This window comes from Pirellulales bacterium (assembly GCA_019636345.1).
Taxonomy (GTDB): domain Bacteria; phylum Planctomycetota; class Planctomycetia; order Pirellulales; family Lacipirellulaceae.
Map to the genome: position 1 here is coordinate 1 of JAHBXQ010000010.1, position 15,179 is coordinate 15,179.

The following is a 15,179-nucleotide window of genomic DNA, read 5'->3' on the forward strand; positions in this document are numbered from 1 at the left end:
TTGGCCCCGCGATAGAGTCCTCCTAGGATGCGAACGTTCGTACAGTCGTTCGTGCCGGCGATCGTCAGGCAATTGATACTCGTTAGGCGCGGATTGAGGATGGAGCAATCACGCAGCTCGATGTCGTTTGAGTCGTTGATCTGAGAATCGCGTGCCGGCTGGAGAATCCGCACCCCCGTCAGCTGCAGGCGATCGACGCGCGTCACGATGAGCGGATAGCCGGCGCCGGCAATAGTGGAATTCTGACCGCAATCGAGCGTCACCCCGTCGAGCGCGACATCGGTGAGCAGGCGAGCGCCAGTCGTCTTATCTTGGATGACAATCCCGTTGCTCGACGAGTCGCCGCTTAGCGCGAGGCCGCACTTGCCGACGACGTTGCTGATTCGCACCCGGCTGATTCCGTAGCTCGTCGTTCCCTGTGATTCGACGTGAATTTTGATGATGTTCGCCCGGGCGCTGGTCAGCGCGCAGTTCGAAAGGGCGAAGTCGACGAGCGGCATCGAAGGCTTGGAATCGGACTGGTTCTCGTGAGCCAGCGACACGCAGTCGTCGCCGCTGCGGATCGTGCAGTTCGTGACGACGATTCGTTCGCCTCCCGAGAAGTGAATACCATCCTCGGTCAACAGATCCTCGGTATCGAGGTCGTCGCCGCAGACGAGGTTGGCGATCCGTACGTCCTGGCAGTCGCGGCAAAAGAGCCGCCAGCCGGTTTGCGTTTTGTCGAGGTGGACCCCGTCGATCTCCAGAAACTTGACCTTGTCGAACCCGATGTGCTTGCCGGTGTAAGTTCCCCCCGTGGCGGCGAGGATCCGGCCGCCGCTGACGCGGATATTCGTGTTGCCGGAGGTTCCCCCCTTGTTGACGATCGTCGCGCCGTTGAGGGCGCCGTTGCTGAATTTGCGGACCAGCACGACGTCCTGGTCCATGAGCAGATGCGTGTTGTCGCCGATCTTCAGCGACTGACCGATGTAGTAGGTTCCGCTGGTGAGCCTAACCACGCCCCCCCCCCCGAGTTGCGATGCCGTCGAGGGCGGCCTGGATCGTCGCGTCGTCGGTGAGGGCGGCGTCGTTCTTGTTGACGAGGATCGTTTCGGGCATGGGGGCGCTAAGTCGGGGGGAGTGCGGGCCGCCATCTCTCACCCCACCCTACCCGTAAGTCGCCAAGCGGGTCGAGCATTTTGCCGGAAATGAACCCGATCGCCCCGAATTTCTCCGTCACGAGGATCAAATGCGGGAGGATTTCCCCTCCCGTGCGGGGTTGGCTGACCGACGAGGGTTTGGTCTGCCGCGTTTGGAACGCCGCAGCGAGCGTTCTCTCAAGGCAGAGTTCGCTGGCAACGCTGGCGCCGGGTTGAATTAAGATGCGTCGAGTTTGCCGATTTTGCCGAGAATTCTCTCGACGCAAACTCTCCCGTCGACCGATAGAGCTAGCGAGGATGCCGCGCCGTGGACGGTCGCGGCGCATTGTGTGGGCTAATTGCTGCTCTTGTCGCGGATTGGGATCACATGGACGTGAAGAACTGGCGGCGCGCAGGACGGGTCTCGGCTGTCGGCGTGACGATGACGCTGGCCGCGCTCGCGGCGCGGGCCGACGAGACGGCGTACGTCGCCGACCATCAGGGGGCCGCAACCTCGACGCTGGTGATCGCCGACGACGGCGACCGCGACGCATCCTGCCAATCCGATCCGTTCGTCGTCGTGGGGGACGTCGTGTTCGTCGAGCCGTCGAGCCCGACGCCGCGGAGCGCACCGCCGTTTCCTGCGAGCCGACCGCTTCAATCCGTCACGCGCCAGCCGGCGTCGCAGATCGCGATCGTCGGATCGTCGGCGCCGGCCGAGCCGCTGCGGGCCGAGCGACCCACGTTCGTCAGCGACGGCGCGGTCACGCCCGCGGGCGCCTTCGGCTCGCTCGGCGCGTTCAGCGGCGAGCAACAGCCGCTTCGCCGCTCGACCACGCTGCAGGTTCGCAGCCAATCCGGCGGTCGCACGCTGGCCGAGCGATTGGGCTCGCGGGGCGACAACGATCATGCGCCGGCTCCGGCCGAGCGGCGCGTCGCTCTCACGGCCGCTCCGACCGGCGCCCCTCGCCCCGCGTCGCAGCGCCCGACGGCCCGGGCGCCGCGCGAACGTCCCGGCGACGTGCAGTCGGCGATTCACGAAGAGTCCGCCGTCGCGACGGGCGCCCCAAGATCTGGTGCGGTTTCGCAACCGGCTCATGCGGCGCTCGACCCCACGGCCGCCCGGCTGGTCGAAGCGCATCAGCTCTCGCTTCACGCCGACCAGGAGACCGAATACTCGCAGATCATCCAGCTCTGCAGCGGCCCCGCCGCCAGCGCCGCGGATCCTGAGCAACGCAAGTTCGCTGCGAAGCTGGCCGCTTGGGCGCTCAACCGCCGCGGCGAGGTCCGCAGCGACGAAGGGCAAATCGACTTGGCGATGGCCGACTTCCGGGCGTCGCTCGAATTCGATCCCGAGCACTGGCGTACGCTCCACAATCGGGGCGTCACTCATGCCCAGAACGGACAATTCGCCGAGGCGTTCGACGACGTCTCGCAGGTGATCGAGCTCAACCCCGAGTTTTCCAAGGCCTACGCCAATCGCGCCACGCTGTACGTGCAAGCCGGGGACCTGAACGCCGCCTGGGACGACTACTCGGCCGCAATCGAGCGCGACGGCGGACTGGTCGCCGCCTTGGTCGGCCGCGGGCGGATCGGACACTTGCTCGGCGAGCTGGAGCACGCCGAGCAGGACTTCACGGCTGCAATCGCCGCCGGGGCGTGCGATGCGTCGATCTTCTGCAGTCGGGGCGACTTGTTGGCCGACCTCGGCCGGTACGACGAAGCGATGGCGGACTACGCCCGGGCGATCGAGCAAGACGACGCCTGCGCTCACGCCTATCGCAACGGGGCATGGCTGCTGGCGACGTGCCCCGATCCGCGTTTCCGCGATGCCGAGAACGCCCTGTTCGGAGCCCGCCAAGCCTTGGAATGCGGCTACGGCCAGCGGCATGCGGCGCTCGACGCCTTGGCCGCCGCGCTGGCCAATGCGGGGCAGTTCGAGGAGGCGCTCGTCGCCGAACAGCAGGCGATCGACGTCGCTCCTGCGGAACTCAAAGAAGCGTACGAAGCCCGGTTGCAGATGTATGAAGCACGGGAGCCGTATCGCACGTCGCCGGTACGGTGATTGGGCATGCGCCGGGGGCGGAACGGCGTGTTGCCGGGGGCGGGGACGCCCCGGCTCGAGAGGAATCCTTTCGCCTTCGTCCGTCCGCCTTCTACATCAATTCCCACGAGCCGGTCGCGACGACGTACGCCCCCAACAAGGCGTTGGTGACGGCGTGCGCCGTGACGCAGTCCCAAATGTTCTTCGTGCGGACCATCAGCCAACTCACCAGGCTGAACCACACCAGGGCCGCGACTTTCTCGGGATGGTAGAGCACGGGAAACGCCGTGCCGACGATCAGGGCCAGCCGGTTCGCCTCGCCGAAGGGGACCTGCCACCACTTCTCGTGCATCACAAACCGCATCAGAAACCCGCGGAGGAAGAACTCTTCGATCACGGGGACCACCAGCGCCAGCCCCATGAAGCGGATCGCAAGAAACCCGTACGCCCAAGCCGGGTCGTCCTTCAGCTCCTCGAGCGGGTTGTACGCACTGCGCGGACCGAGGCCCAACAGGCTCGTCACCGTGTCGGGCAGCGCGCTCAGGTGCTGCTCCAGGTGGAGCTTCGAAAGGGCGATCCACAACACGGCCCCGACCGCGCCGACGAGGAACGCGAGCCCGCTGACCCGGCCGCGGAACGCACGATACCCGGGCGCCACGGCGATCATTGCTAGCACGATCAAGGCAATCTTGGCCGTGTAGACCAGCGGGTAGCGGCGATACGCCAGATTGAGCCAGCCGCCGTCCGTGTCGAAGGTCGCGTCTGCACCAGCGTCGGCGTCGGCCGCTTGCGCCGTGCCGGCCGGGTCCGGCGCGGGGGGAGTCGGCTCGAGCGACCCTGCGAGCATGAACAACGCCAACGGCAGCACGAACGTGACCCAGGGCCAGCGGCTGAGCCAGCCGGCCGGCAGCGGGGGGCGGCCGTGGGTCGAGGGATCGGAGGGATCGGAGGGTTCGGCCGGCAGAGCGGGTTCGGCAGTCATGCGTGGCGGCGGGGGCTGGAGACGAGGGGCGAGCGGTGAGCCCGCTTCGCCCGGGTTTTCCCCGAGTCTAATCAAAATCGCTCTAGGACGAATCGCGACTGACGGCCTATTCTGTCCGCCACGAGGGGAGGGCCGCCGCAGGGCCCCCGCCCGATCGCCGCAATCGGCAAAAACCGTCCCCTGGGGGTAGCTTCCCCCGCTGCAAAAGATAAGAATGTAGGATCGTCCCGCCCTCGAGGGAGCCAGCCCCCCTGGCGTCCTTCGCCCGAACGACGGTCGTCCCGCACGCATCCGCGTCGCCTGCTGAGCCGCGATTCAGCCTGACGAGCCGGTGCGCGGGAGGACGGCGTCGCCGCCGTCGCGATTCGCGCGTCCGCCTCGTTCGCGGCGGACGCCGCCCGTCGTTCGTCGAGAGTCCCCCGTTCCCGTCGTTCCCCTTTCGCCCTACCGCTTCCCTCGCTTTCTGGCTTGAGGCCCCTCATGGACCTGCAAAAAGTTCGCAACATCGGCATCTCGGCCCACATCGACTCGGGCAAGACGACCCTCAGCGAGCGGATCCTGTACTACTCGGGCCGCATTCACAAGATCGAGGACGTCCGCGGCGGCGGCGACGGCGCCACCATGGACCACATGGAGCTCGAAAAAGAGCGCGGCATCACGATCACCAGCGCCGCCACGAGCCTGGAGTGGCAGGGGTACAAGGTCAACTTGATCGACACCCCGGGCCACGTCGACTTCACCGTCGAGGTCGAGCGCAGTTTGCGCGTGCTCGACGGGGCGATCCTCGTGTTGTGCGCCGTCGGCGGCGTGCAGTCGCAGTCGATGACCGTCGACCGGCAGATGAAGCGCTACCATGTCCCCCGCTTGGCGTTCATCAACAAGATGGACCGCACCGGCGCCAATCCCCGCAACGTCGTCAAGCAGATCAAAGAGAAGCTCGGCGCCGACTGCGTCCTGATGCAGATTCCCATCGGCAAGGAAGACAATTTCAAGGGGGTCGTCGACCTGGTGACGATGAAGGCCGTCTACAACGACGGCGAAAAGGGCGAGACGATCCGCCTGGACGACATCCCCGCCGACCTGCAGGCCGAGGCCGCCAAGGCCCGCACCGAAATGCTTGAAGCGCTGTCGATGTACAGCGACGAGCTGATGGAAAAGCTGCTCGGCGAAGAAGAGATCAGCGAGAAACTGATTCACGAAATCTGCCGGCACGCGGTCATCGAACAGGAGTTCACTCCGGTGTTCCTGGGCTCGGCGTTCAAGAACAAGTCGGTGCAGCCGCTCTTGGACGCGATCACGCGCTATCTCCCCTCGCCGACCGAGGTGAAGAATTTCGGCAACGACCCGAAGGAAGAGGGGAAGAAGATCGAGCTGAAATCCGACCCCAAGGTCCCGTTCGTCGGCATGGCGTTCAAGATCGTCGACGACGAGTACGGTCAGCTCACTTACACCCGCATCTACCAGGGGACGATCAAGAAGGGCGAAACGTATTTCAACCAGCGGACGGGCAAGAAGGAACGGTTCAGTCGGATCGTGCGGATGCATGCCGACAAGCGCGAGGAAATCGACTCGGCCTCGGCGGGCGACATCGTGGCGATCATGGGCATCGACTGCGCGAGCGGCGACACGTATTGCTCGGAGGCGAACTACGTCTCGCTCGAGAACATCTACGTCGCCGATCCGGTCATCAAGATGTCGGTGCAGGCCCTGTCGCGCGACAACGCCGACAAGCTCAGCAAGGCCCTCCAGCGGTTCCGCAAGGAGGACCCGACCTTCCACGTCATGACCGACGAAGAGACCAACGAAACGATCATCGCCGGCATGGGCGAGCTGCATCTGGAAATCTACGTCGAACGGATCCGTCGCGAGTACGGCGTCGAGGTCGAAGTGGGCGCCCCCAAGGTCAGCTACCGCGAAAGCGGCACCATGCCGTTCGACTTTGACCACAAACGCAAGAAGCAAACCGGCGGCTCCGGTCAGTATGGTCACATCAAGGGGACTATGGCCCCGATGACCGACGAGGATCGCGAGGAGGCCGCCGGCGACGAGTTCCTGTTCGTCGACAAGATCGTCCAGGGGAGGATTCCCAAGAACTTCATCCCCGCGATCGAAAAGGGTTTTCGCAACATGATGGGCAAGGGGCCGGTCGCCGGATACCCGGTCGTGGGACTCAAGGTCGAGGTGAACGACGGCTCGTACCACGACGTCGACTCGAGCGACATGGCGTTCATGCTGACCGCCCAGGAGTGCTTCCGCGAGCACTTCAACCGGATGAAGCCGGTGCTGCTTGAGCCGATCATGCTCATGGAAATCGAGTGCCCCGAGAACTTCCAGGGCCCGGTCGTGGGGCAGATCAGCGCGAAGCGCGGCATGGTCGTCAGCACCGAGACCGAAAACAAGTCGTGCAAGATCATCGCCGAGGTGCCCCTGGCCGAAACGTTCGGCTACTCGACCGATCTCCGCAGCCAGACGCAGGGTCAAGGCACGTTCACGATGGAACTGTGCAAATACGCCCCCGTGCCGGGCAACATCCAAGCCGAGATCGTCGAGGAGCGCAAACGCGAACTGCAGCCGGCGTAGTGCAGGCCATTCGCCGGAACGGGCGACGGAATAAACCGTCGCAATTCGTCTCCACGCCGTTCGGCGGAATTTGCATTGAGCCCCCGGTCAATAGCCGGGGGCTCAATCACGTCGCGTACTCCAGAATCGGCTGGTCGACCGCCAGCGTGTCGCCGACTTCGGCCAGCAGCTTGGCCACGACGCCGCGGCGCGTCGCGTGGACCACGTTCTGCATCTTCATCGCCTCGATTACCGCCAAGTCGCTGCCGACGGCGACCTCGTCTCCCAGTTTCACGCGGTACTCGATCAGCAGCCCCGGCATGGGGGCGAGAACCTGCTGCGAGGTGTCGGCCGCTTCCTTTTGCGGCATCGTGGCGAGCATTTCAGCGGCCCGTTTCGACAGCACCCGCACGTCGACCACGGCCCCCCAGTGCTGCAGGCGGTAGATCATGTTGCGACGTTCGATCTGGACGCACGTCTCGCGGCTGTTGATCGTACCGCGGAACAACGGCTGGCCGAACTGCCACAAACTTTGCACGTCGTACGAGACTTGCCCTTGACCGGAGTCGACGGTCACTTCGCACACTCCCTGCGAGGCGCCCGAGCGAGCCGTCGCTGAATAGTGTTTGCCGCCCATGACGACAACCCACTCGTCGCTCACCCGGCGTTCGTACCCGGGGATCTGATCAGTGATCCGCGCCGACCGGTCCATGTATCGCCGATGGATCGTCGCCGCGACCGCCGCCAGCAGGGCGGGATCGTCGTGCACCACGTCCTCGGCGCGGAAGCCCTCGGGGTACAACTCGCCGATAAAGTCGGTCGACAGGTCGCCCGCCTCGAAGCGGGGCTGATCGACCAGCGCCGAGAGGAAGCTCAGGTTGTTGGCCACCCCGCGGATGTAGAACTCGTTGAGCGCCCGGCGGAGGTGAGCCGTCGCTTCGATCCGCGTCCCGCCGCTGGCGATCACCTTGGCGATCATGGGGTCGTAGTGCATCGACACGTCGCCCCCCTCGTACGCGCCCGAGTCGACCCGCACATGGGGGCCTTCGGCCGGGGGCAGGTAGCGCACCAGCCGGCCAATCGAGGGAAGGAACCCTCGCAGCGGATCCTCGGCGTAGACGCGGGCCTCGATCGCCCAGCCGCGCGGCTTGACCTCGTCCTGCGACAGCGGCAACGGCTCGCCGGCGGCGATGCGAATCATCAGTTCCACCAGATCGAGCCCCGTCACGAGTTCGGTGACCGGATGCTCGACCTGCAAGCGGGTGTTCATCTCCAGGAAGTAAAAGTTCCGCTTCTGGTCGACGATGAACTCGACCGTGCCGGCCGACTGGTACCCGACGGCGCGAGCCAGCGCGACCGCCTGCTCGCCCATGGCGCGGCGGGTCGCCTCGTCCAAAAACGGCGAAGGCGCCTCCTCGATCACCTTCTGGTGCCGTCGTTGCAGCGAGCACTCGCGCTCGCCGAGCCACAGGGCGTTGCCATGGGCGTCGGCGATGACCTGGATCTCGATGTGCCGGGGACGCTCGATGAACTTCTCAATGAAGATCCGCTCGTCGCCGAAGCTGTTTCTGGCCTCGCTGGCGGCGCGGACGAACCCTTCGCGACACTCGACGTCGTCGCGAGCGATCCGCATTCCTTTGCCGCCGCCGCCGGCGGTCGCTTTGAGCATGACCGGGTAGCCGATCTTGCGGGCGATTTCGACCGCATGGTCGGCGTGCTCGACGACCCCGTCGAACCCGGGAACCGTGTTCACCCCCGCTTTGGCCGCAAGTCGCTTCGAGGCGATCTTGTCCCCCATCTGCGTGATCGCCTCGGGCGGGGGGCCGATGAACGTCAGCCCCGCGTCGCGCACCCGCTGGGCGAACGTCGCGTTCTCGGACAGAAATCCGTATCCGGGGTGAATCGCCTCGGCGCCTGCGTCGTGACATGCCTGCAGAATGCGTTCGGCGGCTAGGTAGCTTTCGCCGGCCGGGGCCGGTCCGATCCGCACCGCCCGGCCGGCCTGCTGCACGTGCAGGGCGTCGGCGTCGGCGTCCGAGTAGACCGCCACCGTTTCAATCCCCATCTGCTGCGCCGTGCGGATCACCCGGCACGCAATCTCGCCGCGATTGGCTATGAGGATGCGGGAGAACATTGGGGAGGAGTCGGTCGGGGGTTGGAGGCTGCGGGTCGTCAGGATGAGTAGGCTGCTGAGTCGGTTCTAGTTCCTTGGCGACAAGGGGGGGCGGAGAGGTCGCTGGCTCCAGGCGCTGCTGACTTGTCCTCGACCGACCGCCGACTCACAACGGAATGTTACCATGCTTGCGCCACGGATTCTCCAGTCGTTTATTGCGCAGCATCGCCAGCGAGCGACAAATCCGCTTGCGAGTTTCCCGGGGCATGATCACGTCGTCGATGTATCCGCGGTGACCCGCAATGAACGGGTTGGCGAACTTCGTGCGGTACTCTTCCGTCAATTCGGCCAGCCGCGCCGGGTCGTCGCGGTCTTTGCGGAAGATGATCTCGACGGCCCCCTTGGGCCCCATCACCGCGATCTCGGCCGTCGGCCACGCCAAATTCACGTCCCCCCGCAGGTGCTTCGACGACATGACGTCGTACGCCCCGCCGTAGGCCTTGCGCGTGATGACGGTGACCTTGGGGACGGTCGCCTCGGCGTAGGCGTACAGCAGCTTGGCCCCGTGTTTGATGATGCCGCCGTACTCCTGGGCCGTGCCCGGCATGAACCCCGGCACGTCGACGAACGTGAGGAGCGGGATGTTGAATGCGTCGCAAAACCGGACGAACCGAGCCGCCTTGGTCGACGACTTGATGTCCAGACACCCCGCGAGCACCAGCGGCTGGTTGGCCACGATTCCCACCGGGTGCCCCGCCATGCGGGCGAAGCCGACCACGATGTTCTTGGCGAACTCGGGCTGGATTTCGAAAAAGTCGGTGTCGTCGACCGTCTTGAGGATCAACTCCTTGATGTCGTACGGCTTGGTCGGCTCGGTCGGCACGAGCGAATCGAGCGACGGCTCGACCCGGTCAGGCCCGTCGGGCGAGGGGCGATAGGGGGGCTGTTGCCGATTGCTCGCCGGCAAATAATTCATCAACCGCCGCACCATCCCCAACGCTTCGACGTCGTCCTCAAACGCCCGATCGGCGACCCCCGAGCGAATGCTGTGAGTCAGCGCCCCGCCCAACTGCTCGTGGGTCACCTCCTCGTGCGTCACCGTTTTGACCACCTCGGGGCCCGTGACGTACATGTAGGAGCTGTCCTTCACCATGAAGATGAAGTCCGTGATGGCCGGCGAATAGACGGCCCCGCCGGCGCACGGGCCCATCACCAGCGAAATCTGCGGCACGACTCCCGAGGCGAGGACGTTTCGCTGGAAGACCTCGGCGTAGCCTCCCAGCGAGGCGACCCCCTCCTGAATCCGCGCCCCCCCGGAGTCGTTGATCCCGATGACCGGCGCCCCCACGCGCAGGGCGTGGTCCATGACCTTGCAGATCTTCTCGGCGTGAGCCTCGGAGAGCGAGCCGCCGAAGACCGTAAAGTCCTGGCTGAAGACGAACATCGCCCGACCGTTGATCGTGCCGTGACCGGTCACGACGCCGTCGCCGGGAATCGTCTGCTCCTTCATGCCGAAGTCGCTGCAGCGATGCTCGACGAACATGTCCCATTCTTCGAACGAACCCGGGTCGAGCAACAGTTCGATCCGCTCGCGCGCGGTGAGCTTTCCCTTGGCGTGCTGAGCGTCGATGCGGGCGCGTCCGCCGCCCAATTCGGCGCGGACCCGCTTCTCGGCGAGTTGGCGTACGATTTCCTGCATCGCGGATGAACTCGGGGGTGACGGAGCGAACCGCCAAGATCGCCAGGGGAGCCGAGGAATCGCGGAACGCAATTCGCAAGGGCGCGCGCTCCCGCCGGTCGGGTCGTGCGCCGCCGCGCCTGCTCCTCATGAGCAATCGGCGGACTTGGCAATTCCCTCGCTTCACGGGATGCCGCCAGCCTAACGGGCGGGCGCCGACCGTGGCAAGGGTCGACGCCCGTGTGCGACTCCCGAAGGGTGCGCCTAGCTGCCGGCCTGGGTCGTCAGCTCGGTGAGCCGAGTCAGCGCGTTCTGGAACTCCTTCACCTGCGCATCGGTCACTTCCTTCACGCAGTCGATCGCCTTGCGGCACAGCTCCTCGGAACGCTTGCGGAACTCGTCGGGGTTCTTCGCCTCGGCGAATTTCAGCGTCTGCTCAAGCGACTCGAGCGCCGCTTGATACTGCCGATCAAGCGTGTCGCGATGCTTGCGAGCCAGATCCGAGACGGCGCTCGTCCAGTTCTTCTGGAAGTCGCGCATCTTGTCCATCCACATCGATTGCGGCGTCGGAATGCCCGGCCACATCGTGGTCCATTGTCGCAACATCTCCTGCGAGAGCTTCAAGTTCGTCTCGGCCGCCTTGCGGACTTCGTCGAACACGCCCTCAAAGATTTGGATCCCTTTTTCTGCAGTCGCGGCCATGAGAATGTCTCCTTTGGCAAGGTTCGGGGGGTGATGATTGATCGATTCGTGTGCGCGATCCGTCGCCGCAGGGTGCGCGGTCCGCTCCGCGGGGAGCGGGGACGCGTCCCCTGCTCTTCAAGCCGGGGGGTGCCATCCCGCGTCGGCCCACAACTCGCCGCTGACCGCCGAGTTGCTGACCATGAAGCAGATCGCGTCGGCGATCTCGCTGGTCGTGATCAGTCGTCGCAACTGGGTGAACGGCAGCACGTTCTTGGCGAGAAACTCCTCGCCCAGAGCCCGCGCCATCGGCGTATCGGTGAAGCCCGGATGAATCAGGCCGCACCGCACCCCGTGGAACATCGCCTCCTTGCTGAGGGTCGCCGCGGCCCCTTCGAGCCCCGCCTTGGCGACCGCGTAGGAGATCTGTCCTTTGTTCCCCTGCGACGACACCGAGCCGATGAAGATGACCGTTCCCTGGATCTCCTCGACCGGCTCCCACCGCTTAAGTCCCTTGGCGGCCCGATCCTCGGCGATCCGGGCTACCATCTCGATCGCCCAGTAGATCGGCGCGAGCAGATTGACCTCGGTCACCAGCCGAAAGTGCTCGATCGGGTAAATCTCGGCCCGACCGGTGTCCTTGTTGAGCTTCACCGCGAGCGAGTCGCGCGTAATGCCGGCCGCGGGGACCAGCACTCGCACCAATCCGTATCGTTCCGCCGCCTCGTCGAACGTGGCGGCGCGAAAGCCGGGATCGGTCGCGTCGCCGACCATGGCGACCGCCGTGTGACGGTTCGCCGCGCGGTTGATCGCCTCGGCGACTTCGTGGACGTGGTCGCTGCGATCGACCAAGATGACGTTGCGAACGCCCCGATTGGCCAGCTCGGCAGCCGCCGCCTCGCCGATGCCGCTCGCTGCGCCGGTCACCACGGCGACTTTTCCGTGTAGGTTCATGGCCTGGGCCTCCTGTGCGTGAACCACGCCCCGGCGCGTGGTCGGAGGTCCGAAGGCTCGGGTCCGGCGACGCGCTAGGTGCACGTGCAGCATCACAGCAGGCAATTCTTGCGCCAGGAACAGAACAGAACATCTAGAAACACAGAATCGCCTCCTAATGCTGCATTCGCAGCATAATGGTCGGCGGCGACCGTCCCCTCTCCCTGGCGAGCCCTGTGCGTCAATGCACACTTTGCCGAGCGGCTCGGCCCCAGATTGCACCCAGGACGCGAACCGAGCCACGCCAGCCGCGGGCGAGACGTCGCGATCGACGGCGACTCAAGAGTCTCGGGCCTTGCCCGCTGGGTTCGTTCGCGCGGTTTGCGGCAATGCCTGGAAGCCTGTTACGGCTCCCGCCCCTCGATCAAGGCGTCCAACCACGCCGCCGCGCGCTCGACGTAGGGCCGTTGCTGCTCGGGGGTCGCCTGATGATTGTGGGCCGCGTCCACCAGCGCGACGACCTCCTTCTCGCCCGGGATCGCGTTGTACGCCGTCCAGATCCCCGTGGGGGGACAAACCGCGTCGACGAACCCCATCCCCACGAGCGCCTTCGCCCGAATCCGCGAGGCAAAGTTCACCGCGTCGAAGTACCGGGCCGTGTTCATCGCCGCCGCCTCGTCGCACGGAAAGAACGGGTACCCGTTCTGCCGGCCGTGGAGACACCCGTTGAGATCGCAGCCGGCCGGGACGTAGGCGATCAGGTGCGTCGCCCGCGGGTGGAGCCCTGCGACGCACAGCGTTTGCTGGCCCCCCATGCTGTTCCCCATGACGACCAGCGTCCGGCCGTCCCACTGCGGGTGACTCGCCACGTACTCGACCGCGCGATAGTCCGCCAGATACATCTTGCGAAAGTAGCACGCCTCGCGACTCTCGCGGCCAATCGCCTCGTACCGTTTCAGGTCCTCAGGCAACGCGGCGTAGTACTCCGCGGGCTGATCGGGCAGCACGTCGTGGGGCTCGATGTTCAGCACCAGCCAACCCTTCGCGGCGTACGGCTCGACCCACGACGGATAGAGCCGATACGGCGGGCCGGCCCACTGAAGAATGACGAGTCCCGGGAACGTCCCCTCGCGGCTCGGTTTGGCCGTCTGGCCGTGAACGCGACCGCCGTCGACGTGATCCATCACCAGCGTCGCGTAGTCGATCCCCGGCACGTCGGTCGGCTTGGGAGTCAGCCGCGGATTGGGCGGCACGCGCGCCAATGTCGCGACTTGATCCTGCCAGAACTCGTCGAAATCCTCCGGCGGCGGCGCGACCGGCTGCAACTTCGTCGGCGCCACGGCCGCCCCCAATGCGAGGACCTGTTCCTCTGCCGCGGCGCTCGTCCCTGCGGCGTCGCCGTTGCCGACAGGGCTTGCGGCCGCCGCGCGAATCTCGACGTAGACCATCGCCGGCTCGTCGAGAGTCGCTTCGATCACGCCCGGTCCCGCGGCCAGATCGAGCTCCCCCGCGGCAATCTCGACGGCGTTGTTCCGCCGCACCGTGTAGGCGAACTTCGCCCGCGAGGGATGAATCCCCGGCGGCGCCGTCACCGTCCACCCGACCGGCTCGCCAACTCCGTACATCCCCGTCGGATCGTACGGCACGGCGACCAACCGCTCGACAAGCCCAGGGGTAGGCTTCCCCGCCGCCGCCGCGGACCAAGCCAGGACGAACCAAGTCCCCAGAAGCCGACCAACCGGCGCAACGGAACGACGCATGCGAAGAACCTTCAAGAACGCGCGATGAGAGCCAGAAGTAGTACGGGGTCCATTTGAATTCCGCACGCCCCTCGGAACAAGGGCGAGAGCCCCGCCGCAAGCTCTCTGCCGATTCTTGCGGCCCTGTGGCGCTTCTGGGATGATACCCGCAGTGCGGCGTCAATTCGCCACGCCCCGGACCGCATCCCCGCGATCCGACCGGCGTTTTTGCTCCCGTAGCTCAGGGGCGTGTCACACGGGTAGCGTATGACGCTGGTTTTCTCAGGTTTTCTCGACTCGAAGCGATCGCCGCGTATCCGTCGTTCACCGTCGTTTCCCGTCGTCATCCAAGTTTTTACTGCCTTACTGCCAAGTTTCAGTGAACGTACAGGCAGTCACTCATATCCTGGATGCTACGAGGGCGTGGTACTGGCCCACAGCTTACTGCCAGGGCGGTCGCGACAATGGGCAAGCACTACGTTCCACAAGCACACTTGAAGCGGTTCCAGATCGCCGAGGAACCCGGCATGATTTGGATGTACGACAAGCAGACGGACAACTTCACGAAGGCAGCAATCTCGAAGGTTGCTCAGCAGGCAGACTTCTACTCGCCCGATGTCGAAGAATCCCTTGCCCAGGTCGTCGAGAAGCCAGGAAACAAGGGGCTTGCGAAACTCCTGAATCGGGAAGAACTCGACAACAAGGAACGAACAGAAGTTTCGTTCTACCTGCTCAACATGGCCTCGCGAGGGCCACGCTATCGGGCAATCATCGAACGAATCGCCCAGGAACAGCTTGATGAGGTGGACAAGGAAACCCGCAAGACGATCGAAGATTGGATCAGCGAGGGCGGACCCGATCTCGAACTAGCGAAAGCTCGCCTCGCGGAACTCGACGCCGTGCGAGAGAAATTCAGCAAGAACCTCCCGCAGCAATTAGTCGATCAGATTCGCACTCCATTCTGGAGTGAACGCACGGTCGAGTGCATTCACAACATGGCGTGGCATATTCTTCCCGCGACACCAGATCAGCACTTCGTCACGTCAGACACGCCCGCCCACTTCTTTGAGGGCCCAGGACTTTGCACGAAGCAATCGGAGTTCACGTTCCCGATCTCGAAGGACTTCGCCCTGGTCGGGGAGCATCAGCGATCTTGGGGAACGACCTTTGAGACGCCGCAGTTGCGACTGGTCAAAGAAGTGAACCGTCGCGTACTTAGCTACGTGCAACGGTTTGCGTTCTCGCCACACCCGCACGACTGGATCAGGACCGTGGTCCAAAAGAAGAAGCCGACGGTCCGTCAGATAGTGTGGATTTCTCGATAGCCTTACC

At 65.0% G+C, this 15,179-nt stretch carries 10 protein-coding genes; 3 read left to right on the forward strand and 7 right to left on the reverse strand.

What is annotated here, in order from left to right; all coding sequences use genetic code 11:
* Positions 1–998: hypothetical protein (locus KF688_17970; protein MBX3427572.1), on the reverse strand; the 998-nt coding region annotated here is incomplete at its 3' end.
* 508 nt (positions 999–1,506) lie between these two features.
* Here KF688_17970 and KF688_17975 point away from each other — a divergent pair.
* On the forward strand, positions 1,507–3,183 hold the full coding sequence (locus KF688_17975) for a hypothetical protein (protein MBX3427573.1): 1,677 nt from the start codon (positions 1,507–1,509) through the stop codon (positions 3,181–3,183).
* A gap of 91 nt (positions 3,184–3,274) precedes the next feature.
* Here the strand turns inward: KF688_17975 and KF688_17980 are convergent, their stop codons facing one another.
* The gene (locus KF688_17980) at positions 3,275–4,144 is read right to left on the reverse strand and encodes a CAAX prenyl protease-related protein (protein MBX3427574.1); all 870 of its coding nucleotides are present in this window, start codon (positions 4,142–4,144) and stop codon (positions 3,275–3,277) included.
* Between the two features lie 480 nt (positions 4,145–4,624).
* Here KF688_17980 and KF688_17985 point away from each other — a divergent pair, with 480 nt between their 5' ends.
* A complete protein-coding gene (locus tag KF688_17985) occupies positions 4,625–6,724 on the forward strand; it encodes an elongation factor G (protein MBX3427575.1) in 2,100 nt (699 codons plus the stop codon).
* Between the two features lie 106 nt (positions 6,725–6,830).
* On the opposite strand, the gene KF688_17990 is transcribed toward KF688_17985, so the two are convergent.
* From KF688_17990 to KF688_18010, 5 genes are all read right to left on the reverse strand, one after another.
* Positions 6,831–8,837 (reverse strand): acetyl/propionyl/methylcrotonyl-CoA carboxylase subunit alpha, encoded by a 2,007-nt coding sequence (locus KF688_17990; protein ID MBX3427576.1) that lies wholly within the window; start codon positions 8,835–8,837, stop codon positions 6,831–6,833.
* A 145-nt stretch (positions 8,838–8,982) separates the two neighbouring features.
* Positions 8,983–10,515 (reverse strand): acyl-CoA carboxylase subunit beta, encoded by a 1,533-nt coding sequence (locus KF688_17995; protein MBX3427577.1) that lies wholly within the window; start codon positions 10,513–10,515, stop codon positions 8,983–8,985.
* Positions 10,516–10,758: 243 nt separating this feature from the next.
* Entirely contained in the window at positions 10,759–11,196 is a 438-nt protein-coding gene (locus tag KF688_18000) for a hypothetical protein (GenBank protein MBX3427578.1), read from the reverse strand.
* A gap of 117 nt (positions 11,197–11,313) precedes the next feature.
* Complete coding sequence (locus KF688_18005; GenBank protein ID MBX3427579.1) at positions 11,314–12,129, reverse strand: SDR family oxidoreductase; 816 nt, start codon at positions 12,127–12,129, stop codon at positions 11,314–11,316.
* Positions 12,130–12,512: 383 nt separating this feature from the next.
* Positions 12,513–13,868, reverse strand: coding sequence for an acetylxylan esterase (locus KF688_18010; GenBank protein ID MBX3427580.1), 1,356 nt, complete (start codon positions 13,866–13,868; stop codon positions 12,513–12,515).
* Positions 13,869–14,311: 443 nt separating this feature from the next.
* On the opposite strand from KF688_18010, the gene KF688_18015 reads away from it, so the two are divergent.
* Complete coding sequence (locus KF688_18015; GenBank protein MBX3427581.1) at positions 14,312–15,172, forward strand: DUF4238 domain-containing protein; 861 nt, start codon at positions 14,312–14,314, stop codon at positions 15,170–15,172.
* The last annotated feature ends 7 nt before the right edge of the window (positions 15,173–15,179 follow it).